The organism is Bacillus sp. FSL K6-2944 (genome assembly GCF_038005385.1).
Taxonomy (GTDB): domain Bacteria; phylum Bacillota; class Bacilli; order Bacillales; family Bacillaceae_G; genus Bacillus_A; species Bacillus_A cereus.
The window spans coordinates 949,556-974,438 of record NZ_JBBOTE010000002.1 but is presented as its reverse complement, the minus strand read 5'-3'; the positions used below and the strand labels follow the sequence as shown (position 1 = coordinate 974,438).

Genomic DNA, 24,883 nt, shown 5'->3' with positions numbered 1-24,883 from the left:
CTTAATTATGCATACACGCATTTTTCATAGGCAAATGTACACATTCTACAGAAATGTGATATCCTAGCCATCGCTCAGCAATATGTTCAAATGATAAAACAGATCCCGTTGTAAAAAAACGATGTTTCGGATTCAGATTGTCAGACAAAATTCCTTTGTGCTGTAAAATGGTGCTTAACTCTATCGCCGTTTCTTCTGCAGAACTAATAATCGTTATATCTTCTCCTAGTTCCTTTTTTATATAGGACTCTAAAAGTGGATAATGCGTACATCCAAGAATTAACGTATCTATATCTTCTTTCGTTAATGGAAGTAAAGCTTATTTCACTTGCTGCGTGACATATGCTGTATCTTCTAATTGATTTTCTACAACTGTGGCTAAAGTCGGGCAAGCATAGCTATGCACTTCCAAATATGTATCCAGCTCGTGTAATGCTTTTTCATACATATTAGATTTTATCGTACCTACAGTTCCAATTACCCCGATTTCCCCTTTCTTTGTTACTTTAATTGCCGCTCTTGCTCCTGGATGTATAACGCCAATAACTGGAATGGAAAGTGCTTCTTGCAGCTCAGTCAATGCAGCAGCTGCAGCAGTATTACATGCTACGACTAGCGCTTTTAATGGAAACTGTTTGAGGAACTCAACCATTTCAAATACGAAAGATTGCACCTCCTCTACACTTCTTGGTCCATACGGGCAACGCTTATTATCACCAATATAATAAATGCTTTCTTTAGGCAATTGTCTTATAATTTCGCTCGCAACTGTTAATCCCCCAACTCCCGAATCTAGCACACCTATTACTGAATGTTTATGACATACAGACATTTACTTCATCCCCTTTTCAATCATCTAGCGCTAATAATATGTATTATATTACGAAAATTCAAATATCACATAACAACCCCTCTTACTTTTAATCACAAACTCTTCTCTATAATCTGATTATTACTATATCCATTGACGTATAAAAATTCATTTGTTACTCTTAAAGACGTTAATTTAATATTTAAATCCTCATTCGTATCTCGGTGAGGTAGAGGTTGCAATCATTAAGAGTATCATTTCAGGAGATGTAGTGGCATTGATGAAGGAATGAGAAAGGAATGGTTGCCGAAGTAAGTCGTGTCCACCATGCACGCTTGCTGGGTCTGCATTTAATAAGTGCAGAACTGTCACAAACGTTTCGTTTGTGGAGAGCTATCGAGAGGTATGTCGTGGGTTTCTTATAAGATAGAAAGCATGTAGCGGCAAATTACATGCTTTTTTTGTTTTGTTTGGGACTTCTCTTCCTAACTCAGGAAGACATACATATCTCCTCGCTTGACTTGGTTATACTAACTTTGGAGGTATTTTCTATGCAACAAAAAAAATGGGGCTTTTGGGTACTAACAGCTTTCGTTGTCGGTAACATGGTTGGCGCTGGTATTTTCATGGTGCCAAGTACGTTGGCACAAACAGCAAGCCCACTCGGTGTCACTTTAGCTTGGTTAACTACAGGGTTTGGTGTTTTAATGCTAGCTCTTGTTTTCGGTAATTTAGCAATTCGTCGTCCTGATTTAACGACAGGGCCACAAAGTCATGCATATGCTTTATTCTCAACACCAAAAAAGAAAAAAATGGCTGGTTTCAGTATGGTATGGGGATATTGGGTTGCAAACTGGGCAAGTAACGTTGCCATCATTACATCATTTGCGGGATATTTATCACTCTTCTTCCCAATTATGAAAGATACGCGACTACTATTTTCAATCGGCTCGTTTAACGTAGAAGTCGGAAAACTAATTACATTTACGATTTGTTCCATCTTACTTTGGGGAACTCATATTATATTAACAAACGGTGTAAGCGGAGCTGGAAAACTAAACTTCTTAGCAACAACAACGAAAGTAACTGGATTCCTTTTATTCATCATCGTTACGTTATTTGCATTCGAAGCTTCTAAATTTGGACAATGGTACACACCGATGATTGATAAATCAGGTGCATCACACGGTCTTCTTTCACAAGTAAATTTAGCTGCTCTTACAACGCTTTGGGCGTTTATCGGAATTGAATCAGCCGTTCTTTTATCAAACCGTGCTGTTTCTCCAAAAACGGTAAAACGTGCAACAGTTGCGGGATTACTTATTACAGTTGCCATCTACTTAGGAATTACAATTTTAACAATGGGTGTACTTCACGTTGATAAATTACAAGCTTCTGAACGTCCATTAGCAGATGCACTAAACGCTGCAATGGGTCACGGCGGCGGGAAACTGATGGCATTACTGGCTCTTACTTCCCTGTTCGGTTCTATCTTAGGCTGGATTTTATTAAGCTCAGAAGTACCTTATCAAGCAGCAAAAGAAGGTTTCTTCCCTTCCTTCTTCACGAAAACAAATAAAAAAGGAAGTCCAATTTACTCATTACGATTAACAAACATTATGTCGCAAGTATTCCTATTCTCAACATTATCAGGAACCATTGCGGAAGCTTATACATTCGTTATTACCGTATCAACACTGGCCTACCTCATTCCATATCTCGTTTCACCAATCTTCCAGTTAAAACTAGTCGCAACTGGTGAAACATATAAAAATGAAATGCGGGCAAGAATTACAGATGGCATAGTCGCAGTTATCGCACTTTGCTACGCACTATGGGTTATTAAAACGGGCGCATCCGATATAAAAACGTTCCTTCTCGGAATTGGTTTATTCGTAATCGGATTTGCTTTCTATCCATTAATGAATCGTGATCAGAAAAAAAATAACGAAAAGAAAAACGGGCAAGTTGCATAACGCAATTTGCTCGTTTTTTCTTTTGTAAAACATATATAATAGAACAAAGAGGTGAAAAACATGTCAATCGAATCGCTATGGAGCAGTCGCTTCCAACAACATATTCAAAATATCATTACATACTTTGCACGTATGATTAACGGTTTACTATATAGCTTTATCTTTATTTCATGCGTTGGTGCATATTATTATGCTCAGTTTCTAAAAGCATCTCCTTCTAAAGGAATATCTTTAATAATTATAACGATTGTACTTACATTCATTATAACGAGATGCCCTATCCGTACATTTATTCAAAAACCTGATGCTGTCTATTTACTAGCACTAGAAGAGAAATTAACATCTTATTTTAAAAAATCTCTTCTATACAATTACATCATGCAGCTTTTCCCATTATTATTTACGTTCCTTATTCTCGTTCCACTTGCTATGCAATCATTGCAATTAACTGTACCTTTTTTATGTACAATCTTTATCGTGTTAATGATTACGAAAGCCTGGAACATGTACATACATTGGATGTGGCGTGATAGTCACGAAAAAAATATATGGCTAATCATTCGTATTACTTGTAACGCCCTAATCATTTACATGCTGTTTTATTCCGCAAATGTTCTCATATTGGGCGGACTACTCTTACTACTTGCTTTCCTACTTCTATATACGAAAAAACAGCCTACAAAACGAATACCGTGGGATTACATAATCGAGCAAGAAGAAAAAATGAACGTTCGTTTTTATCAATTTGCTAGCATTTTCACAGATGTTCCGCAACTGAATAAACAAGTAAATAAAAGAAAATGGCTTACAAATTGGATTGAACCTTTATTACATAAAAAACGAGCAACTTTCTTCTATTTACATACATTAGCATTTTTACGTGGAAATGATTATTTCGGTATATATATTCGCTTAGGATTGATCGGTGCCTTCGCCTTATATTTTATACCAAACATATACGTAAAAGGCGCTATCGCATATATCGTCCTATATATGATTTCTATGCAGCTCCGTTCCCTGTGGAAATATTTTTCGGGAAATATTATTGTAGCATTATATCCAATTGATACTGAAAAGCGAATGAATCAATTTCTTCACTTAATCTTTATATTGCTAAGTATTCAACTCATTGTATTTTCGAGTGTTATACTCATTGCTACAGGTCAATTTTTACATATCCTTATCATTATGATTGTCGGGTTACTCTGGATCAAATTTATTATTGTACCAAAAACGAAGCAAAGAATTTCCGCATTTTAACGAAAAGAATTATCTTAAAAGCCAAGGAGAAAATAAACTTTCTCCTTGGCTTTTTTATTTTTCTTCCTCAAACAAGAATCACCAGCACAACCAATGTATTATGATTTTTACATACAAAAATCATAATACATGTTTACGTCCTAATAAAAAGGGTATCTATTAAATTAACAAAGTAAAGGAGGGGCCTATATTGTGAATAAAAAAATGGAGCAATTGAAGCACCATGTTACGGATAATCAACGCAAACATGCTTTAACAACAAACCAAGGAGTAAAAATAGCCGAGGATGAATTTTCTTTAAAGATGGGCTTAAGAGGCCCAACCTTAATGGAGGATTTCCACTTTCGCGAGAAAATGACCCACTTTGATCATGAACGAATTCCTGAAAGGATTGTTCATGCACGCGGAGTTGGCGCTCATGGTTATTTTCAGCTTTATGAATCGTTAGAAGCATATACGAAAGCAGATTTTCTTACTAATCCTTCAAAGAAAACACCTGTATTTGTACGGTTCTCAACCGTTCAAGGTTCTAAAGGATCCAACGACACAGTAAGAGATGTACGCGGATTCGCCACAAAATTTTATACAGATGAAGGAAACTATGATTTAGTGGGTAATAATATGCCCGTATTCTTTATCCAAGATGCTATTAAATTTCCTGATTTTGTCCATGCAGTTAAACCAGAACCACATAATGATATTCCTCAAGGAGCTAGCGCTCATGATACCTTTTGGGACTTTGTTGCGCATAATCCTGAGTCCACTCATATGGTCATGTGGCAAATGAGCGACCGAGCTATTCCGCGTAGTTTACGAATGATGGAAGGTTTTGGAGTTCACACATTTCGACTCATTAACACAGCAGGAAAAGCCCATTTCGTAAAGTTTCACTGGAAACCTACCCTTGGGGTTCATTCATTAGTATGGGATGAAGCTCAAAGGATTGCTGGGAAAAATCCTGATTTTCATCGTCAAGATTTATACGAAGCAATTGAAAAAGGGGATTATCCTGAATGGGAGCTTGGATTACAGTTAATTCCAGAAGAAGATGAACATAAATTTGATTTTGATATTTTAGATCCAACGAAATTATGGCCAGAAGAAGAAGTTCCCGTAAAATTAGTTGGTAAAATGACATTGAACAAAAATGTTGATAACTTCTTTGCTGAAACAGAGCAGGTAGCTTTTCACCCTGGTCATGTCGTACCAGGTATTGATTTTTCAAATGACCCTCTTCTGCAAGGAAGATTATTCTCCTATACAGATACACAATTATCTCGTTTAGGGGGCCCTAATTTCCATCAAATCCCTATCAATCAACCCGTATGTCCTTTTCATAATAATCAACGTGATGGTATGCATCAAATGCAGATTCATCGCGGTCAAACAAGCTATCATCCTAACGGATTAAATAACAATCAACCTGCAACCGTCCAAGCCGAACAAGGAGGATATGAACATTATCAAGAAAAGATTGATGGGCATAAAATTAGAGGTCGTAGTAAAAGCTTTCTTAACTTTTATTCTCAGGCTAAACTTTTCTACAATAGTATGAGCCCTATTGAAAAGCAGCACATAAAAGAAGCTTTTTGCTTTGAAGTTGGGAAGTGTAAATCAGACATGGTGAAGGCAAATGTAATTGCTCTCCTAAACCACGTCGATCGTCAATTAGCACAAGAAGTCGCTAACATTGTTGGAGCTCCTTTACCTAAAGAAAATCACGAAGTAAATTCAGATGCAAAATCACCTGCACTAAGTATGTCCAATACTATTTTTAAATCTGATTCTAAAAATGTCGCAATTCTATTAAATGGTGACCCAAGCGTCTCCCTTCTGTCCGAATGGATTCAAGCTTTTGCACAGCACCGAATGAACTATAGCATCATAGATAATAAAATTTATCATTTCAATGATTCCATTAAAGTAACTGATACTTATACAACAACAGACTCTTCGCTTTTTGATGCAGTATTAGTGTTTAGTAGTGAGTCTGTCATTCACCCCCCTGTTTTAGAATTTACAGAAACTACTTTTAAACATTTTAAACCGATAGCTCATGTCCTTAGTAATCCTCATGCTTTGGACAATAGTAAAATTAAATTAGATGGAGCAGGAGTTTATAACTTAACAAACACTTCAATTGAATCATTTATAGAAGGTATTGCCCAAGGAAGATTCTGGAACCGATAATATAATATAAGGAGCGGATTAGAATGAGTAAAAAAATTGCTATTTTAATAACGGATTATTTCGAGGACACAGAATACACAGAGCCAGTAGGAGCTTTTAAACAAAAGGGATATGAATTAACAACTATTGAAATGGAAAAAGGGAAAACGGTACACGGTAAACAAGGAAAAAGTGAAGTCGTAATTGATAAAAGTATTGACGATGTTTCTCCAGAAAACTTTGATGCCCTCTTCATACCAGGCGGGTTCTCCCCAGATATACTTCGTGCAGATGAACGTTTTGTTCGCTTTAGTAAAGCATTTATGGATGCGGACAAACCCGTTTTCGCTATTTGTCACGGACCTCAGCTACTCATCACTGCACAAACACTTGAAGGACGTGATGTAACTGGATATAAATCTATTGAAGTCGATTTAAAAAATGCCGGCGGGAACTTTCATGACAAAGAGGTTGTCGTATGTCAAAATCAGCTAGTAACAAGTAGACAGCCAGAGGACATCCCAGCGTTTATTGAAGAATCGTTGCGTATATTAGGATAACTAACCTCCTTTTATTTACATGAAAATAGTTAATCAGTGAGGTTTTATTCATCCCCCACTGATTAATTAGCCCCCACCAACTGGTCGTTTACAGGCAATCCGACCACCACAAATAGCAAGATAAATAAAAAGAGGGGAATCCAAAAGTTCAGTTTTAATAATCTTTTGGATTCCCCCTTTTTCTCGCCCAAAAATTCCTTATCACTTTTCATAGGCAGTTCTCATATAGTGAAAATGACTATATAATTCCTATCCATAAGTTAAATAATGATTTCGCACATATATAAATACAAAAGATGGGAGCCTAACTATGAACAATAATCCACCTTCTCCGCCCCAAGACAACTCCGAAAACAATAGCCGTGATATTACACTGCAAACATTACGGGTCATTGGACTCATCGTTCTTATTAGTGGTTATATCCTCGTTGCTCTCTCAGAAGTAGGTGAGCTGAAAACCTTATTAACAAATCCGAATGCTAACCCTGATTTAGCTGAAGTTGATCCGTTCTAAAAATTATATAAAAAGCGAGTCCCAGTATAACTGGTTCGCTTTTATATAGTTTCATCCAATTTGAGAAACATTTCTCTCATCCTCCTCATACTTCTCTTTCCCTATCGCCTTCATAAATAATAAAATACTGCTCATACCAACGATAAAGTACAGAGCACTCATGCCCCAAGATGCAATAAATGAACCTAGCATAACATCTAATGCCCCGTTCATTTTTGCAACTTGAAAGACCATCCCGTTAATCGCCATATAAGAACCCCTTGCCTCATTGTAAATTTAATTCCATCTCATTGTTTTTTTATTATAGAAAGTTGACAACATAAATATGCAAATCATTAATGATAATAAATATACAATTAGAACAATAGACAATTGTTTTATTTCAATGCTTTCAAAATAAAGACTCATAATTGGATATGACCAAGGGAATAGTATCCAATAGTTTGTATGAGAGATAAAAAAGCTACCCAATCCGCCTATAACCCCTACTAATAATGAAAGTAACGGGATTTTATAAAATATTATATTTATTAAAAAATGTAGATTCACAATAGTTAAAGAACTAATCACCATAAAAAGTATAGAAAAAATTAATCTTTGATAAACAGTCCCAAGATTATCAACCGTTAATACTATAGGTATACTAGTTATGACTAAAGCACATATTAAATAACTAAAAGTAATTATTAAGCAAAACAAAAACTTATTACTTAATATAGTTTTTAAAGTGATTCCATGATAAATAGCAGACATATATCCTTTTCTTCTAAATTCGTTTACAAAAGAAAACGACACTAATAGACCTATCGCAATAGGTAAAAACAACCTACAAAAAAGGCTCAGAATCGCTATATGCATGACAACGCCATCTTTTAATTGAGACGCTACAGTTAGAAAAACTTGAAAACTTATTGGTATCAACAAAAATACTAGTAACAGGATATACAATCCATTATGAAGACTTTTTTTATACTCACCTAATATACCCACTTATTTCACCCTTTATTATTCATATGTATAATATTTAAAATTCACAGTTAATAACATAATTCCTAAAATATATATTAAAGAACTTGCAAGATATATTAAAATAGTTGTTTTTTTAATCATTATGTCACTTACTATATTCAATGCATAAAATATTGGAAATGTCTTTGTGAATATTGCAGGGAATAATCCATATGTTACGCTAAAGAAAATCCAAATAACTGACAAGGATGCCGCTAAGACTCCCTTTTTTATTATTAAATGTAAAAGCAATTGAGAATATGGTATTGCTAAAGATAAAACGGTACAAAGTATCAACATTTTTAAAAAATACAGTATGGATATTTCATAACCATTTATAAAAGCATAGATACCTATTACCAAAAAATTTAAAATATCAAAGATCAAATAGAACAGTATAAACAATATATTTTTAGCTATCAATAACTTAAATTTTGAAATGGGTTTTGTATAAATAATAGCCCAAGTACCATATTTATTTTCAGAAGAAATGATAAAATACCACATACAAGCAGAAAAAATGCTTAATGTTAGTGTATTAAAGTTTACTGTAATTGCTATAAGATTTGTAGATTGAAACATGTCAGGATTATTCTTGTTAAAAATAAAATAACTTATACACAAAAAGCTTGATAATAATGAAAAAAACAAAGAAAATAATAATAATTTTCTCCCACCAATTTTCCTCATCTCACTATTTACACTTTTAAAGATAAATTGCATTATTATAGTAACTCCTTTTGTTTAGTTAAAGATAAAAATACTTCCTCTAATGTTGGCTTTTTAGGACTAACTTCAAAAATATCTATATCATTTTTAATTAATATTCTTGTTAAACTAGGAACACTATCTTGATTTATTATTACTTTGAATACCCCTTCTTTTTCTATGCTATAAGGCATACCCTCTGTATTTAAAACCCTTTCTGTGGCAGCAGTATCATCAACATGAACAATATATTCTCCAGAAGTAATAATACTGTTTAACTTCCCTTCATAGAGTAAGCCACCCTTATGTAGTAATGCTATGTGATCTGCTATCATTTCAATTTCAGCTAAATTATGACTAGAAATAAATATAGTCTTCCCCTCATTTTTTACTAAATGAAGTAATAAACGTCTAATCTCGTGTACTCCCTCTGGGTCTAATCCATTTGTCGGCTCATCCAGAATTAATATTTTAGGATTATTAAGAATAGCAAAGGAAATACCTAGCCTTTGTTTCATTCCTAAAGAAAAATCTTTCACTTTTTTATCCTTTGCTTTATATATTCCTGTAGTTTTTAATACTCTATCTATTTCATCTAAAGGTTCATTAATCATTTTTTGTACATAGGCTAAATTTTCATATGCTGTTAAATTAGGATAATAGGTAGGTGAATCAATAAAACACCCCACATTTTCAAATAATTCTTCTTTCCATTCTTTGATATCTTTATCATTAAATAATATCGTTCCTTTATCTAATGGAATTAATCCTAATAACATTCGCATTGTTGTTGTTTTTCCTGCACCATTTGGTCCAATAAAAGCATATAAACTTCCTTCAGGAACAGATAAGTTTAAATCCCTTACAATGGATTGATTGTCAAAAGACTTTGTTAAATTTTTTGTTTGAATTGCTAATTTCATTTTGTTCCTCACTTTCTCATTCTTAAATAAAAGTAAGTATCTATCAAATTCTTGATCTATTAGATAGTATATTTACCCTTTACCCAATGTTTGCAATTTAGACTTAGAAAATATTCCTCTTTGTTCTAATTTTTTATCAATAAGTTCATAAACTCTATCTTCACGCTCTAAATTATTTTCGTCATAAGTGATACTAATTTTAGTGGACGGTATGACGAGCATATGTTCAATAACTTTTTTAAAAATACTGTTATATATTCATTTTTTTACCACATTTTCATCTAAAAATAATATATCATTAAATAAAATTTTAAAAAAGGTGTATTTACAGAAAATACAAAAACAACAAAATCATTCGACTTTTGAAATGAAGTATTAGTTATTATTTAACTATCTAAAATTCAAGTGCTACTTTTCAAAATAATACTAAAGTTAAAATTTAATTCTCGTAAAAAAATATCCCCACACAAATGTGCAGGGATGTAAACTATTATTGAATGACTTCTTCCAAATGATTCTTCACGTCTACTAAAAACTTCTCAATATCCGGATTCTTCACCACATCATAACAAGCAAAACTCTTTAACGGACTCATACCGAGAAACTTTTGTACGCGGTGTAAATGACTAAGCGCTGATTCTAAACTTTCTCCTTCAAAGAACTTCGTCTTATCTCCAAATGCTTTTTCAGGTGCATTCCAAGTTGTAGAGAACATATACTCTTTCTCTTTTAATAAACCACCTGTTCCATATTCATCTGCACCTTTAAAGAACAAACCATATTCATATACTTCATCCATATACGTTTTAAATAAGCCTGGAACACTAAACCAATAAATCGGTGTTTGATAAATAACAACATCGGCCCATAAAAATTTATCCTGTTCTTCTTTAATATTGTAACCATCTTGAATCGTTGTTGTTTTCACATAATGATTCTCGCCTAATAGAGTAACCATATAATCTACTAACGTTTTATTTAATCGTCCTTCCTTTGTACCGTATTTTTCATGACCATTTATAATAAATATATTTTTCATCGCTTTCCTCTCCCTTATATGATCTACTCTTCAGCTATTAAGCCGAGTTGCTGCTGTAGTGTAAGATTATCTTCTAAATGCCAATCCTCCGTTATCTTTCTGTCTTTCACATGTAAAATATCAATTGCAAAAAAATTAATTTTCTTACCATTATGCGTTCCTGTAAAAGAAAGACGGGCTGTTACTTTATCACCAACAACCAATAAGTCTTCAATCTCGCAATGTATATCAGGCACAACTTTACGAAAATTTTGCGCTGCAAACTTTAATCCTTCAATGCCTTGTGGTCGCCCTTTCGGCAATGTATTATCGAAGAAATCTTTAGTAACAGTCTGCGGAATAAGTTCCTCCTTACCTGTATCCCAAAATGCATAAAAACGCTGCGCCGCATGAACCATTTCTGTCGCTTCTTTTTTACTTAGTGAGGGATCAATTGTCATTGCTTTTGGCCTTGGCATTTCTTTTAATAACTGAACTTCACCTTTTTGTTCCGCGCCGCATGCTACAAGCACAATACAAATAACAAACAAACTAAGGAATCCAAATAACTTTTTTATCCCCATGGAAATCACCACCTCCTCATATAAATCCTTTATGTTTCGTATTACTATTGTATATGCACTAACTTCCCTTATGGAAGTAGTGATATTTTTTTCATATAGTTACCAAAAGTATAGTTTTGTGATACTATAAAGCAAATTCATCCAAAAAAATTTTATGGAGGCTTGTTCCATGAACAATATAGATCCAGTTGAATTAACGAAAGGTTTACCTGGCATACCTTGTCCTATCGCTAAAACGCTTGATGTAATTAGTACAAAATGGACATTTTTAATCATTCGTGATCTTCTTATCGAAGGAACATTACGCTTTAGTGATTTACAAAAATCAATGGATGGGATTAGTCCAAAAACATTATCGCTTCGACTAAAGGAATTAGAATCTCAAGGCATTATAACGAGAAAAGTATATCCAGAAGTTCCGCCTCGTGTAGAGTACACATTAACGGATAAAGGAAAGCAATTAGAGGGGATTTTTATTGAATTAAAACGGTTTGGATTAAGTTTATAAAACAAAAACCCCTTACCGTCGTAAGGGGTTTTATTACTTCGCAAAACTCTCAGCCAACTGTTTCTCTCTCCACATAAATGTAATGCCGAGACCAACTATTAAAACAACTCCTGAAAATGCATATGGATAATGAATATTCATATCAAATAATATTCCGCCCATCGCTGGTCCTGCGATATTTCCTAAACTCGTATAAGTCGAGTTCATTCCAGCAACGAATCCTTGCTCTTTTCCAGCTGCTTTTGATAAAAACGTCGTTAAAGCTGGACGAAGTAAATCAAATGCTAAGAAAATGAAGCAAGTAACGAGAAGTACAATCCAATAATTAAAGACTACAGTTGAGACGAATGCTAATACTGCACCTACAATTAAACATATTTGAATTAATACTTTCTCACCGAACATGTCTACCAATTTGCCAAACATAAATACTTGCACAACTACCCCAAAGATTGAACTGATTGTAATAATTGCTGCAATATCTTTCGGCGAGAAACCAAATTTATGATCTGAGAATAAGCTAAACACAGTTTCATACGCCGATAATCCGAATGCGAGTACAAATACGATAATAAATGCAATTGCATACATTGGATGTAATGATTTCTTTAAATCACCAATAAAACTTGATTCTTTCGTATTAGAAGAAATCTCTGCAAGTTCTTCTTTCGTTAACGGTTCTTTTAAAATAAAGATTGAAATCACACATGCTATAAAAGCAATTGCTGCTGCAACGAAAAACGGCACACGTATACCGTATTCTGCAATAAATCCGCCGATTCCAGGCCCTATAATGAATCCAGTACTAATAGCCGCAGATAAGTATCCCATCGCCTTTGGACGTTCCTGAATAGATGTAATATCCGCAACATATGCCGTAACACCAGGCATAATAAAAGCAGCACTAATTCCGCCTAATACCCTTGCCACATAAAGCATCCACACATCTTTTCCTAATCCAAAAAGAAGCTCTGAAACACCAAAAATAAATAATCCAATGATTATCATTTTCTTCCTACCGTAAAGATCAACCCATCGGCCTGTAATAGGTGAAGTAATGAGCTGTGCCATTGCAAACACTGCAACGAGATATCCCATCGTCTTCCCTGTTAAATGCATATCATTCATAAAGGACGGCATAACCGGAATGATTAATCCAATCCCTAAAAAAGCGATAAATATATTACTCAAAAGAATAACCAATACCATCTTTTGTTCTTTTATCGGTTTCTTCACTTTTTAACACCTCTTCCCATAAGTTCCTCTCAAAAAATAATACCCAAGAAGCTTTTTCTTTATCCTGCTCTTTGCGGGCTAGTAATGAGTGAGGATGCCTCCACTCATTAGAATTTCACTCTATCCTTCTACACATACATAAGTATTAGGTGAATGACTATCATTCAGTTTTCCTCAAAAATGAACCTACCTTTTCAGACAGGTTCATCTTACTACTTCTTTATATGTAGTGCATGTGTTAAAAAATCTAGTACTTCTGCCTTTTGCAAATCCACTTGCTCATCATCTTTATGATCATATAAATAAACTTGTTCCGCTGCTGATTCAACAAGAGCGATAAATAACTTCGCTGTTCGCTCTGCGTGAACCGAATCACGAATTTCACCGGCTTCTTTCGCCTCACTTAAAAATTCGCTTAACCACATATAAAGAGGCTCATACACAGCTTCCCACTCTTTTATATGTTCAGTAGATGCAAGACCTGCATACATTAAAGCTTGTATTTCACGGTATTCCTCTATAAAGTGAAACACCGCATCGATTACTTGTGCCACTTTATTTGAAAAAGGTACATCTTTTTGTACTTTTTCTTTCACTGCAAGTATCATCTTTTCAACCATCACTTCTGCTATTGCAGGCATAACAGATAGCTTAGAAGGAAAATATAAATAGAAAGTTCCTTGCGCAATGCCAGCTAATTTCACGATATCAGAAATCTTCGTTTTTTCGACGCCCTTTTCCTGAAACACTTCAATAGCTGCATAGACAATTTTCTCTTTTTTATTCATCATCTAAACCCTTTCACACGCATATTGAATGACTGTCACTCATTTTATAAGATAATCGATTGTACTGTCAATGATAGTGAACTCTAAGAGGAACTCATTTTTTTATAATAAAATCTCCTAATAAACAATTAGGAGATAAAAATGCAATATATCTTTAAGAAAGTGCCTTTAATCCTGTCACTCCACATACAATAAGAAACACACTAATGATACGCGCTTTACTTTTCGACTCACCAAACAAGAACATGTTTAACAAAACTGCACCTGCTGTTCCGATACCAATCCAAACCGCATATGCGACACTTACTTGTAAAAATAAGAAGGAAGTATACAAAAATGCGAAGGATGTAGCAAACCCACCGATATAAATCGCACCATTGGCTAATGTCTTATCTTTACTATACATTTTAAGTCCTATCACACCGACTATTTCACTAATTGCAGCACAAAATACGAAAAACCAACCCATTTTTAAGCAGCTCCTTCCACAGTTTCTTCTTTATTATCAGCTAGCTTTAAACCGATAACGCCAGCTACAACCATCACGATAAAAAATAACTTCCCTACACTGAAACTTCCGCCGAAAAGAAATACATCCATTAAGAAAGTACCTACCGTACCAGCTCCGGCGAAAACAGCATATACAGTCCCTGTTGCAAGATGTTCACACGCTTTAGAAAGGAAGTGAAAATCAACAGCGATAACTCCTAAAATAATAATCCAATGCCACCAAGTATTAGCCGTATTAAAACCAAACACCCAAAAAATTTCAAAGATACATGTTAATATGACATATAACCATGCTCTATTTTTCATACCTCTCACCTCTTATGACTGACTATCAGTCATTTTTATTTTAAAAAAATATACTCTTTCATCAATACTATATAAAAACAACTATCATCCTCATTTACCATTGTATTTGTTCCATTTCTAAGCTAACTGCATCCTGTCACATAAAAATGACTGAATGTCATTCATATATATATTGTACATGAACATTTTAAAAACTGTCAATGCCGAAAGTTTATTTAAAATTTCTTTCATCTGATTTGTATATTTCTTAATAATCTGTCAATACTGCTAGTAACATAATATTTTCTCCACTCCCCCTTGGAGAGATCCCTTGAATGGAGCAGTTAGCTTTTGCTAGCTGCTCTTTTTTATTTGTCCGCACACTTATGATGAAATACTCATAGATCAAATCCATTTTTCATCACATAACAACCATCTATTTATTTTCCAATAAGTTTTTGTATGCACTAATTTTATTCTCAAGCATCTTCTCTGTAACCTCTAAGTTTTCTCTTTGAATCTGAATAGATTTCCTATGATCTTCTAGGAGCTGTAAACGAGCTTCTGTTGTATGCTCCCCTTCTGTATATAATCTAGCGTATTCTCTTATTTTCGCTATTGGCATTTGCGTTTGTTTTAATTTCATTACAAACTGCAACCACTTTATATGTGACTCTTCGTAAAGTCGATTTCCATTTGTATCACGATTTGCAATTAATATATTTTCCTTTTCATAATAACGTAGTGTATGTGTGCTCACGCCTAATAATTTTGCTACCTCGCTAATTGTGTACATACTAAAACTCCCTTCACATGCTTACCCTCATATATTTTATAACCGTATCAAATTTATAAAAAACGTTTGACTTAGAGTATACTCTAACAAATACAATCTAACCATAAATGAATTTGAATTTAGGGGGATTTTATATGAAATACACGGTTATTACTGGCGCAAGTTCCGGAATTGGTTATGCAGCAGCTTTAGCATTTGCATCTCGCGGAAAAAATTTAGTACTTGTAGCTCGAAGACAAGAAGAATTAAACGAATTAAAATTGAAAATTAACGAAATGCATCCAGAATTGGATGTTGTCATTCGAAGAACTGATTTATCTGTTACTGAAGATGTTTATAAACTTTATGAAAGCCTACAATCTTTTCAAATTGAAACGTGGATTAACAACGCAGGTTTTGGTAATTTCGCCTCAATTGCTGAACAAAATTTAAATAAAATCGAGACGATGTTGCATGTCAATATAGAAGCACTAACAATACTCTCTTCTCTTTTCGTTCGAGATTATTCAAAGGTTGACGGAACACAGCTTATTAACGTTTCATCGGGAGGCGGATACACGATTGTTGCTGATGCTGTTACGTATTGCGCTACGAAATTCTATGTAAGTGCATTTACAGAAGGGCTGTCTCACGAACTGAAAGAACAAGGCGCAAAACTGCAAGCAAAAGTTTTAGCTCCTGCTGCAACTGAAACAGAGTTCGCGAAGCGTTCATTTGATATTGATGAATTCCAATACGATAATGTTGTACCAAAATTCCACACTGCAAAACAAATGGCACAATTTATGCTCGATCTTTATGATAGCGATAAAGTTGTAGGGCTTGTCGATGGTTCTACTTATAACTATGAACTTAAAAACCCCATTTTTAAGTTTGCAGTAAGAAAAACGAATTCAAGTTCTTAATTTCCCCTAAAACATAGATGCCCACTATTACGTAAATAATAGTGGGACTTTTTCTGTCTGAAAAATTCACCCAACATACCGAATCATCGCCACCTCATCACAATAATCAACCTTTGGACAATGCCTACAATCAATCCATACTTTCTCTGGCAATGCATCTCTATTCACAAAATCAAACCCGCACTTTTGAAAAAATTCCGTTTCATATGTTAAAGAAATAACTCTACTCACTTTTATTTTCGCAGCTTCATTCATGACATGATTCACTAACATACGTCCAATCCCTTTTCCTGCATATGTATGCGAAACGACTAACGACCGGACTTCTGCTAGGTCCTCCCCTAATACATGTAAACCAGCAACTCCAACAATTCTCTCGTCTTCTTTCATAACATATAAACATTGCAAATATTGATAAAGAGACAAAAGAGAACGTGGTAAAACAACTCCCTCTTTTGCATAAACCTCAATAAGACTATAAATTTCTTTCACATCACTCGTCACCGCATTACAGATTTTCATATTACATCCCCTTGCCCCTCAATATTAATATTTATAACTTAAAATGAATTTTAATTCATAATTTTATATAATAATACATCTCTCTTTTCTCCTCGTCAATCAATTTATACAAACAAAAAACCAAGCAATCTAATCGATGCTCGGTTCCTCATTTCGTATCGGCAATACCGTCGAATATTTAATTTCACGAAGTGTTAAACTTGTCTGTATCCTTGTAATACCAAGCTTATTCAACTTTCTAATAAACTGCTCTAGTTCTTTACGATCACGATTTGCAACCTTTAACAAATAATCGTACTCTCCTGTTAAACAGTGACATTCTAACACTTCCGGCATCGATTCTAATTCTTTCTCCAACACTTCCAGCTTGTCAAATTGATGAATATTTGTACTCATAAAAATAAAACATAATAAATCAAACCCAAGCCTTTCTTGATTTAAAATCGCAACTTGCTTATCGATGAAACCTTCCCCATCCAATCTTTTTATTCTTGCATGCATCGCAGCCGGTGATAAATTAACGCGACGTGCCAGCTCTGCATTACTTACTTGTGACTCCTTCTGCAATATATCTAAAATTTGTACATCCAAATCATCCAACACTTTAATAACAGACGACTCCATTACAATTCCCCCCTTTTTTCTTACCGATGATTATTCGAAAAAACACCTTATACCTTACAAAAAACTGAATATCATTCCGTAAATATCATTCATAACTAAAGATTTTATCGAGTTTTCACCATTATACAAAAGAATATATTACACAATAAAGAAAAATGCTAAAATTATTTACAATTCGTATTGATTACAAAAAAGGGGATTTTAGCATGCCTTATTTTTACGTCTTTTTACTATTACTAACGAGCTTATTATGGGGAGGAAATTTTGTCGTTGGAAAATCACTCGTCGATCATGCATCGCCGATGACACTGACAAATTTAAGATGGATGATTGCGATTGTTTGTTTATTACCGATGGTATGGTTTAAAGAAAAGAAAATCCTTCCACCACGTACCGCAATACTTCCTTTAATATTGATGGGAATTTCAGGGGTCGCTCTTTTTAACATCTTTCAATTTTTAGCATTAGAAAAAACATCCGCTACGAATGTAGGTCTTATCTCTACATTGAATGCAATTTCAATCGCATTATTTTCAGTATTATTTCTAAAAGAAAAAGTAAATTCACTTCAAATCCTATCCATGATTCTTTCATTCTTCGGGGTTATCCTCGTCCTATTAAAAGGTGATTTCTCGCTTTTATTTTCACTACATTTTAATAGCGGCGATTTATGGATGATTGCAGCAGTTTGTATTTGGGGAATCTATTCTGTTTGTAGTAAATGGGCAACAAAAACAACTACACCACTTATGGCAACGTTGTACTCTGGTATTTTCGGCGTTATTTTATTACTACCGTTTAACATAGGTAGCTTCACTGTTTCAAATATGAATACTTCTTTCATCACATCACTTTTATATACTGGGCTTATTTCGACAGTTCTTTGTATGGTATTTTGGAATATTGGTGTACAAAAATTAGGCGCAACTACATCAGGTATTTTTCTAAACTTCAATCCAATTTTCACAGCCATTTTAGCATTCATATTCCTCGGAGAAGAATTAACGTGGATACAAATTTTAGGGACAATTGTCGTTGTAACAGGATGTTATTTATTTTCTCATTTTAAAACTGTTGCCGTTCAGCCTGTTAGACCTTTAATGCGAAAACATTCTTAATGAAAAAACATCGTCATCTGGGTTGGCGATGTTTTTATTTTCTCTTCATTTCTTTTATATACTGCTTTTCCTCTTCTGGCGATAAACGTTCCGTCGCCTTGCCAGTATCTCCACCTTGAAGGCTCCATAAAAAGTTATGCTCCTCAACAGTTTGAGAAAAATCTCCTTTTTCCCATCTATTTATAATAGAAAATAACTTCATTTTATATTGAAAACCTGTACTATTTTCAATATCTCTTTTTACATTAGAAATTTCCTTTTTTGTCATCTCTACAAATCCCCATTTTTCAGAGGATTTTACCTTTTGGTGCACCATTTTATGCATAGTAGAAATAATTTCACCTTCACTAATTTGCGGGGCTTCTTCTGCAGCTTTTTTCTCTTTTTCGTTTGCCGCTCGCTCGGTTTGAATATTTGTATTTTCTTTTTCCACATATGCAAGCAATTTCTTTCCGCCAACTATAGAAGAGATGATTACCATAATGGTAATACATATACCTACAATCCATTTAAAAAGCATTAGCTCTTCATCGCTTCCCTAACAATATGACTATCTACATACTGCTTAAACTTCACGATTTTTCCATTTTCAAGCTGCCATACATGAACAAATTCTGCTTCAAATGATTTTCCTGTTTCTTTATAAACTCCAGAATACATACCTTCAGCAACAATTACATCTTTTCCGTTTACTTCATGATATGTATTTACACTTGCTTTATAAGCATCCCATTCTGATCCTAAACGGCTAAATACATTTTTCATTATAGCTTCCACGCCTTTATATGTTCCGCCGTACGGGAAACCTTCTGCCTCTGTCCATTCCACTTTTTCAGAGAGGGCTTCTGCTAAATGCTTTGCATTCGAAGAAGCTGATCCTTCATACGTGCTTTGAATAATTTCTAAATTTGATTTAGGCATATTACTTCCTCCCGTTTATTTATTTTTACACGAGACGTAACCAATTCGGTTACATCTTGTGTAAAAAAATATTTAAATTGTTTCATTCGTAATTCATTAGTTGTAATCATTATAGTTACAATAATTATTCAAGTCAACATTTATAAATAAAATTTACTTCGTTTTCATTACTTTCTCTTTTAAGAAACGATCTACATATCCTTCTGCTTTTACTACGAATAAATACGCACCCATTGATAATAATGCAAGATCTAATTCATATCCTGGATTCTTTCCATCTCCTAATAAACCTGCTTCTCCATTTACCTTTACAATAGCTCCAGCTAAAATAAGAGCGAATAACAATCCTACATATCGTACACCTAAACCGATAATTAATAATATACCACCAACTAATTCAACTGTTGCTACGCCGTATGCAAGACCACCTGGTAAACCGATGCTTGTAAACCATCCTGCTACGTTATCGATACCTGATTGAAACTTTGCTAAACCGTGTGCAAAAAACGTAACTCCTAACACGATACGAATAATTAAATTCCCAATATATTGATTCATTTTGAACTCTCCTTTTTGTTTTGTTATGGTGAACTTTTATTTACAAGTCAAAACAATACGGTATTTTATTTCATTCGTCAAATACTTTTTTAAAGAAAACAAAAAAACATTATCCGTTTTACGGATAATGTTTTCCTACAAAATAGCGCTAATTCAAGCTTTTATTCTATCGCATAGAAAAATTTGAAACATTTTTCCAGCGCCAATATAAGGCAGTAAAGAAACGTCCTCTTCCACAACTATTCCAACAACATTCACTTTCTCATCTACAGGTAAATCATGTGTAGCAACTTGCATCTCCCCTGCATATCTACCGTACAATTCATTATCAATTGTAATGCTGCCTTTCTTTCTTACAATTGTATGCATCGGCTGTAAAACCACTCTATTTCCTTCCCTTGATTCTACAGATCGAATAACATCACGAGCCGGATCTAGTCTATTTGTATGCACTTGCTCCACCACTTTTAATACTTCTTTATCAGTTATAAATGATTTGTAACGCAATGGAATAATCCCTCTACTCGCACTAGCTACTTCTTGCATACTTTCCAAACTTGCGCTTATATCTCCAATCAATACTTTATCAACACCACAATCTTGAACAAGTTCTAAGTACGCTTCAAGCGGGCGCATATTGCGATGTTTTTCTAACGTTGGTAACCCTTCATATAACGGACCTCGTTTTTCCGCATCTCCTGGAATAAATGCCATCGTCTTTATTCCGCACTTCTGTAAATATTGATTTTGCTTTTGTAAGAAGGACTTTGCTAGTCCTGTCTCTGGACGTGGGTAAAAATTATGCCATGCTTCTACATTCTCTACTCTTATATGTTCTGCAAGTAATTCTTTCCAAAATGGCTTTGTAATCGTACTCGCATTTAAAGCTACTTTCATCTTATGAGATACGCTTGCAATTTCTTTTGGCGCAATGCCGTAATCCATTCTTAAACCGGTAATGCCCCAGTCCAATAGTTCTTCCACATTTTCATATGTTAGCCCTAAATGGTGTAACGATTTTGGAGAAACATCAACCATTAACTCCATTTCATGTGCAAGAGCTTGTTTCCCTAATATTTGAATTAACTCTTTATACGTATTTGGATCATCTTCTGGAATGTGCAGTGATGTAAAAATAGATGTAAACCCATTTTCCTTCGCTACTTTTAGCCACTCTTCTTGTTTCTCTACTCGTTCTTTTGAAAGATAAATGGAAACTCCGATCATATAAATCTCCCTTTCTATTAATAGAAAAAGAGAAAGGAATCCCTTTCTCTATATGTTTTCTGCCATTTCTTCTTTAAATCCGAAGAAGTACGTAAAGATAAATCCGAAAGCATATGCAATTACTAAACCTAAGAAATAGAGTAAATATTTATTGTCAGCAATTAACGGAATTAAAGATAGCCCTGATACGCCAATTCCAAGAGAAGCTGTTTGCATAACTGCTTGGAATGCACCACCGACAGCCGCTCCTAAACAAGCAGTAATAAACGGTTTCCCAAGTGGTAATGTCACCCCGTATAATAACGGCTCACCAATTCCTAAAAAGCCAACTGGCAATCCACCTTTAATTACATTTCGAAGTCGTTTGTTTTTTGTTTTCACATAAATCGCAATTGCTGCGCCCACTTGGCCAGCACCAGCCATTGCGAGCACTGGTAATAAAGGTGTTACGTGTGTTTGATTAATAAATTCCATATGAATTGGTGTTAAACCGTGATGCAATCCGACCATAACGAGAGGTAAAAATGTTCCCGCAAGTACTGCGCCAGCAAATGCTCCGCCAATATTTAAAATAGCATTAATTCCGCTCGTAATACCATCTGATAAGAAACCTGCTAATGGCTGAATGGCTAACATCGTTACGATACTTACAACTAATACAGTAATGAGTGGTGTCACGATAATACCAACTGCGTTTGGCACTGCTTTTCGAACTTGTCTTTCCACTACAACCATAAGCCATGCTGCAAAAATAACTGCAAACAATCCGCCCCGTCCGGGCACTAATGCTTCACCAAACAATTTTACGTTTGCCATCGCCGGGTTGAAAATTAAAATACCAGCAATTGCCCCAAGAACCGGTGTCCCGCCAAATTCTTTCGCTGTATTCCAGCCGACTAAAATTCCTAAGAATGTAAAGATACCGCCGCCAATGAGTAGTAACATTTGTAACCACGTTGCATTTGGATCAGCACCAGCATTTTTCGCAAAGTTAGCAACCCCGTTTATAATTCCTGACGCAACAAGCCCCGGAATTAATGGGATGAAAATACTTCCTATTTTTCGTAAAAAGTTTTTCACCGGTGTATTATTTTTCTTCTTAATCTCTGATTTCATCTCTTGCCCAATATCTTCAAGGTGATGATCTGCTACCTCACCAATTCGTAGTCCTGTCAAACCTTCCATTTCAGCTGCTACTTTATTTACTGTTCCTGGACCAACGACAACTTGAAGCGTCTCATCTTCTATAACACCCATAACGCCTTCAACTTTTTTCAAAAGGTCCATATTTACTTTACTTTCATCATGAAGCGTTAAACGTAGTCTCGTCATACAATGAGCAATACTACGAATATTTTTTATTCCACCAAGTTGCTCCGAAATTTCCTTGGCCATTCTCTCTTCTTTCTTCATAATAGAATCCCCCTCCCTATTACTTTATAGTGCTTTCTTCACAAACCCTTTTGCGTATTTTAGTTTCTCCAGTGCTTCCCCATACTCACACTGCAACAACACCATAACAATGGCAGCTTTTACGTTACGTTCTGCCTTTTCATAATACTCTGCCGCTACTTCATAACTAGCGCCTGTTGCTTCCACAATAATTCGTTTTGACCGTTCTACTAACTTTTCATTTGTGGATTGAACATCTACCATTAAGTTTTTATATACTTTTCCTACACCAATCATCGAAGCTGTTGAAATCATATTCAGCACTAATTTTTGTGCTGTACCAGCTTTTAAACGCGTTGATCCTGTTAATATTTCTGCACCTGTTTCTACTTCCACATTTAAATTTGCATATTTACTTATTTCAGCATTTTTATTACAAGAAATACTCGCTGTACTCGCTCCTACGCTCTGTGCGTATTTCAAGCCGCCAATTACGTAAGGAGTTCTGCCACTGGCAGCAATTCCAATCACTGTATCTTTCTCATTTAATCCAATACTTTTTAAATCTTCTTCTGCTAACTCTTCGCGATCTTCGGCACCTTCCACCGCCTTAGTAAACGTTTTCAATCCACCTGCTATAAATCCTTGCACCATTTTATCATCCGTGCCAAATGTCGGCGGACATTCCACTGCATCTAGGATACCTAAACGACCACTCGTACCAGCACCAATGTAAATTAAGCGTCCCTCTTCTTCAAAAGATTTAATAACAGTCTGTACAACCTTTTCAATTTGTTCTATCTCTTTTTCAACTGCTAACGCAACAGTTCGATCTTCTTCATTCATACTTTGCAATACTTCTTTTATGCTCATTTCATCCAGATTCATTGTTTTCTCATTACGATGTTCTGTCGATAAATTTTCTAACATATTTCCACCCTCTTTGAAATTATATTTCACACTTTTATTATAACTTTAAGAAACCAAAAATCAATAACCCTTTCTTATTTTATGAAATAAAATTTCACAACATGACATATTTGTGTCAAAGATAATAAAAAAGATGAGTCTCCTCATCTTTTCTTCTACTTTAACTTCCGTAACCGCAACGCTTCTTCTCGCGTCTCCATAAATTGATCCAATACTTTATTACCAATTCGGTTGAAAGTAATCACATATAAAGCATCAATCATATTCAGTTGCGTCATTCTCGACGCAATACTTGCAATACGATGATCTTGTTCTACATCTGGCATACAAAGACGAATGTCCGCTTCTTTATATAGGGGTGATGATTGATCTAATTTCGTAATTCCAATAACAGTTGCACCTTGTCTCTTTGCATACTGCGCCATTTCAAGCACATCTTTCGTTCGACCAGATGTTGAAATCGCAACAAATATATCACCTTCTTTTAAATTCGTCACAAGTGGCAACATCATATGAAAATCAGATAGCATCATCGCTGTAAATCCAAGCCGCGTAAATTTATAAGCCCCGTCCATTGCTGGCGTAGCTGATCCCCCTACTCCGTAAAATATAATTTTGCCCGCATTGACAATACGATCCGCTGCTTTCTCAAGTTCCCTCTTATCTATTGCAGTAACACTCGCCTCAATTGCAGCTTTATTCACATAAGTAACTTTATTAAATAAATCATACGGTCCATCTTCTGTATTCATCACTGAAAAATCGTTAATATTATAATCAGCAATCGTTAATTCACGAACGAGTGCTATCTTAAATGCTTTAAAACTTCCGATTCCAATCGATTTACAAAAGCGAACGACACTCGCTTCACTTGCTCCTGCATTCGTTGACACTTCTTTCGTCGTTAAATTCGGTACAATCTCTGCATTCTCCATTATGTACATGGCAACCTTCTTCTCAGCTGGTGAAAATTGATCCATATTACTTTCAATTTTAAATAGTAATGTTGAAGCTTTCACTATTTAACCTCCA

The 24,883-nt window shown here is 34.7% G+C and carries 28 protein-coding genes, 2 pseudogenes and 1 riboswitch; of the genes and pseudogenes, 8 read left to right on the top strand and 22 right to left on the bottom strand.

From position 1 onward, the window contains the following. Window position 1: 1 nt before the first annotated feature. Window positions 2-832 (bottom strand): annotated as a pseudogene (gene racE, locus MHH55_RS26105) (glutamate racemase). A 201-nt stretch (window positions 833-1,033) separates the two neighbouring features. After that, window positions 1,034-1,215, top strand: a riboswitch (Lysine riboswitch). 147 nt (window positions 1,216-1,362) lie between these two features. Here racE and MHH55_RS26100 point away from each other — a divergent pair. The 4 genes from MHH55_RS26100 to MHH55_RS26085 all read left to right on the top strand — a co-directional run bounded on the left by MHH55_RS26100 (window position 1,363) and on the right by MHH55_RS26085 (window position 6,776). After that, entirely contained in the window at window positions 1,363-2,787 is a 1,425-nt protein-coding gene (locus tag MHH55_RS26100; RefSeq protein WP_001186299.1) for an amino acid permease, read from the top strand. Between the two features lie 60 nt (window positions 2,788-2,847). After that, window positions 2,848-4,047, top strand: a complete 1,200-nt coding sequence (locus MHH55_RS26095; protein ID WP_078187046.1) for an ABC transporter permease — start codon at window positions 2,848-2,850, stop codon at window positions 4,045-4,047. Window positions 4,048-4,239: 192 nt separating this feature from the next. Further along, window positions 4,240-6,237: a catalase gene (locus MHH55_RS26090; protein WP_001035774.1), complete on the top strand. Its 1,998-nt coding sequence runs from the start codon at window positions 4,240-4,242 to the stop codon at window positions 6,235-6,237. A 23-nt stretch (window positions 6,238-6,260) separates the two neighbouring features. Next, entirely contained in the window at window positions 6,261-6,776 is a 516-nt protein-coding gene (locus tag MHH55_RS26085; RefSeq protein WP_000037548.1) for a type 1 glutamine amidotransferase domain-containing protein, read from the top strand. Window positions 6,777-6,838: 62 nt separating this feature from the next. Here the strand turns inward: MHH55_RS26085 and MHH55_RS26080 are convergent, their stop codons facing one another. Further along, the gene (locus tag MHH55_RS26080) at window positions 6,839-6,988 is read right to left on the bottom strand and encodes a hypothetical protein (RefSeq protein WP_162900581.1); all 150 of its coding nucleotides are present in this window, start codon (window positions 6,986-6,988) and stop codon (window positions 6,839-6,841) included. A gap of 98 nt (window positions 6,989-7,086) precedes the next feature. Between MHH55_RS26080 and MHH55_RS26075 the strand changes: the two genes are divergently transcribed. Further along, window positions 7,087-7,290 carry a hypothetical protein gene (locus MHH55_RS26075; RefSeq protein WP_001063856.1) on the top strand — a complete coding sequence of 68 codons (204 nt, stop codon included), beginning with the start codon at window positions 7,087-7,089 and terminating at the stop codon, window positions 7,288-7,290. 51 nt (window positions 7,291-7,341) lie between these two features. On the opposite strand, the pseudogene MHH55_RS26070 reads toward MHH55_RS26075, so the two are convergent. The 6 genes and pseudogenes from MHH55_RS26070 to MHH55_RS26045 all read right to left on the bottom strand — a co-directional run. Beyond that, a pseudogene (locus tag MHH55_RS26070) lies at window positions 7,342-7,560 on the bottom strand (MDR family MFS transporter); the annotation flags it as partial. Between the two features lie 6 nt (window positions 7,561-7,566). Next, the gene (locus MHH55_RS26065) at window positions 7,567-8,280 is read right to left on the bottom strand and encodes an ABC transporter permease (RefSeq protein WP_078187047.1); all 714 of its coding nucleotides are present in this window, start codon (window positions 8,278-8,280) and stop codon (window positions 7,567-7,569) included. Between the two features lie 15 nt (window positions 8,281-8,295). Continuing rightward, window positions 8,296-9,021: an ABC transporter permease gene (locus MHH55_RS26060; protein WP_001159640.1), complete on the bottom strand. Its 726-nt coding sequence runs from the start codon at window positions 9,019-9,021 to the stop codon at window positions 8,296-8,298. Between the two features lie 2 nt (window positions 9,022-9,023). After that, entirely contained in the window at window positions 9,024-9,929 is a 906-nt protein-coding gene (locus MHH55_RS26055) for an ABC transporter ATP-binding protein (protein ID WP_000761417.1), read from the bottom strand. Between the two features lie 490 nt (window positions 9,930-10,419). Continuing rightward, window positions 10,420-10,968, bottom strand: a complete 549-nt coding sequence (locus MHH55_RS26050) for an NAD(P)H-dependent oxidoreductase (protein WP_059304112.1) — start codon at window positions 10,966-10,968, stop codon at window positions 10,420-10,422. Window positions 10,969-10,991: 23 nt separating this feature from the next. Beyond that, the gene (locus MHH55_RS26045; protein WP_000511552.1) at window positions 10,992-11,531 is read right to left on the bottom strand and encodes an ester cyclase; all 540 of its coding nucleotides are present in this window, start codon (window positions 11,529-11,531) and stop codon (window positions 10,992-10,994) included. A gap of 169 nt (window positions 11,532-11,700) precedes the next feature. Between MHH55_RS26045 and MHH55_RS26040 the strand changes: the two genes are divergently transcribed. Then, the gene (locus MHH55_RS26040) at window positions 11,701-12,039 is read left to right on the top strand and encodes a winged helix-turn-helix transcriptional regulator (RefSeq protein ID WP_001059470.1); all 339 of its coding nucleotides are present in this window, start codon (window positions 11,701-11,703) and stop codon (window positions 12,037-12,039) included. 33 nt (window positions 12,040-12,072) lie between these two features. Here MHH55_RS26040 and MHH55_RS26035 read toward each other — a convergent pair whose 3' ends face one another. From MHH55_RS26035 to MHH55_RS26015, 5 genes are all read right to left on the bottom strand, one after another. Then, window positions 12,073-13,275, bottom strand: a complete 1,203-nt coding sequence (locus MHH55_RS26035; RefSeq protein ID WP_000742953.1) for an MFS transporter — start codon at window positions 13,273-13,275, stop codon at window positions 12,073-12,075. A 212-nt stretch (window positions 13,276-13,487) separates the two neighbouring features. After that, window positions 13,488-14,066 carry a TetR family transcriptional regulator gene (locus MHH55_RS26030; protein WP_002025356.1) on the bottom strand — a complete coding sequence of 193 codons (579 nt, stop codon included), beginning with the start codon at window positions 14,064-14,066 and terminating at the stop codon, window positions 13,488-13,490. 151 nt (window positions 14,067-14,217) lie between these two features. Next, complete coding sequence (locus MHH55_RS26025) at window positions 14,218-14,532, bottom strand: DMT family transporter (protein WP_000539671.1); 315 nt, start codon at window positions 14,530-14,532, stop codon at window positions 14,218-14,220. A 2-nt stretch (window positions 14,533-14,534) separates the two neighbouring features. After that, window positions 14,535-14,879: a DMT family transporter gene (locus tag MHH55_RS26020; RefSeq protein WP_000796022.1), complete on the bottom strand. Its 345-nt coding sequence runs from the start codon at window positions 14,877-14,879 to the stop codon at window positions 14,535-14,537. 415 nt (window positions 14,880-15,294) lie between these two features. Then, complete coding sequence (locus MHH55_RS26015; RefSeq protein WP_000288068.1) at window positions 15,295-15,654, bottom strand: MerR family transcriptional regulator; 360 nt, start codon at window positions 15,652-15,654, stop codon at window positions 15,295-15,297. Window positions 15,655-15,788: 134 nt separating this feature from the next. On the opposite strand from MHH55_RS26015, the gene MHH55_RS26010 reads away from it, so the two are divergent. Beyond that, window positions 15,789-16,559: an SDR family NAD(P)-dependent oxidoreductase gene (locus tag MHH55_RS26010; protein ID WP_078187207.1), complete on the top strand. Its 771-nt coding sequence runs from the start codon at window positions 15,789-15,791 to the stop codon at window positions 16,557-16,559. Between the two features lie 66 nt (window positions 16,560-16,625). Here MHH55_RS26010 and MHH55_RS26005 read toward each other — a convergent pair whose 3' ends face one another. Continuing rightward, on the bottom strand, window positions 16,626-17,081 hold the full coding sequence (locus MHH55_RS26005) for an N-acetyltransferase (protein ID WP_000686669.1): 456 nt from the start codon (window positions 17,079-17,081) through the stop codon (window positions 16,626-16,628). A 129-nt stretch (window positions 17,082-17,210) separates the two neighbouring features. Next, the gene (locus MHH55_RS26000) at window positions 17,211-17,705 is read right to left on the bottom strand and encodes an Lrp/AsnC family transcriptional regulator (protein ID WP_078187206.1); all 495 of its coding nucleotides are present in this window, start codon (window positions 17,703-17,705) and stop codon (window positions 17,211-17,213) included. Between the two features lie 206 nt (window positions 17,706-17,911). Here MHH55_RS26000 and MHH55_RS25995 point away from each other — a divergent pair, with 206 nt between their 5' ends. Next, complete coding sequence (locus tag MHH55_RS25995; protein WP_078187205.1) at window positions 17,912-18,823, top strand: DMT family transporter; 912 nt, start codon at window positions 17,912-17,914, stop codon at window positions 18,821-18,823. Window positions 18,824-18,857: 34 nt separating this feature from the next. On the opposite strand, the gene MHH55_RS25990 is transcribed toward MHH55_RS25995, so the two are convergent. From MHH55_RS25990 to MHH55_RS25960, 7 genes are all read right to left on the bottom strand, one after another. Then, window positions 18,858-19,343, bottom strand: coding sequence for a PRK06770 family protein (locus MHH55_RS25990; RefSeq protein ID WP_000897995.1), 486 nt, complete (start codon window positions 19,341-19,343; stop codon window positions 18,858-18,860). Then, window positions 19,343-19,744, bottom strand: coding sequence for a nuclear transport factor 2 family protein (locus MHH55_RS25985; RefSeq protein ID WP_078187204.1), 402 nt, complete (start codon window positions 19,742-19,744; stop codon window positions 19,343-19,345). Before MHH55_RS25985 ends, MHH55_RS25990 begins: the two co-directional genes overlap by 1 nt. Window positions 19,745-19,897: 153 nt before the next feature. Continuing rightward, entirely contained in the window at window positions 19,898-20,302 is a 405-nt protein-coding gene (locus MHH55_RS25980; protein WP_078187203.1) for a DoxX family protein, read from the bottom strand. 153 nt (window positions 20,303-20,455) lie between these two features. Next, window positions 20,456-21,529, bottom strand: coding sequence for a DUF871 domain-containing protein (locus MHH55_RS25975; protein ID WP_075677774.1), 1,074 nt, complete (start codon window positions 21,527-21,529; stop codon window positions 20,456-20,458). Window positions 21,530-21,577: 48 nt separating this feature from the next. Continuing rightward, window positions 21,578-22,942, bottom strand: a complete 1,365-nt coding sequence (locus MHH55_RS25970) for a PTS transporter subunit EIIC (RefSeq protein WP_078187202.1) — start codon at window positions 22,940-22,942, stop codon at window positions 21,578-21,580. A gap of 24 nt (window positions 22,943-22,966) precedes the next feature. Beyond that, window positions 22,967-23,851 (bottom strand): N-acetylmuramic acid 6-phosphate etherase, encoded by an 885-nt coding sequence (murQ, locus tag MHH55_RS25965; RefSeq protein ID WP_078187201.1) that lies wholly within the window; start codon window positions 23,849-23,851, stop codon window positions 22,967-22,969. A 155-nt stretch (window positions 23,852-24,006) separates the two neighbouring features. Further along, entirely contained in the window at window positions 24,007-24,870 is an 864-nt protein-coding gene (locus MHH55_RS25960; RefSeq protein ID WP_000648173.1) for a MurR/RpiR family transcriptional regulator, read from the bottom strand. Between the last annotated feature and the right edge of the window lie 13 nt (window positions 24,871-24,883).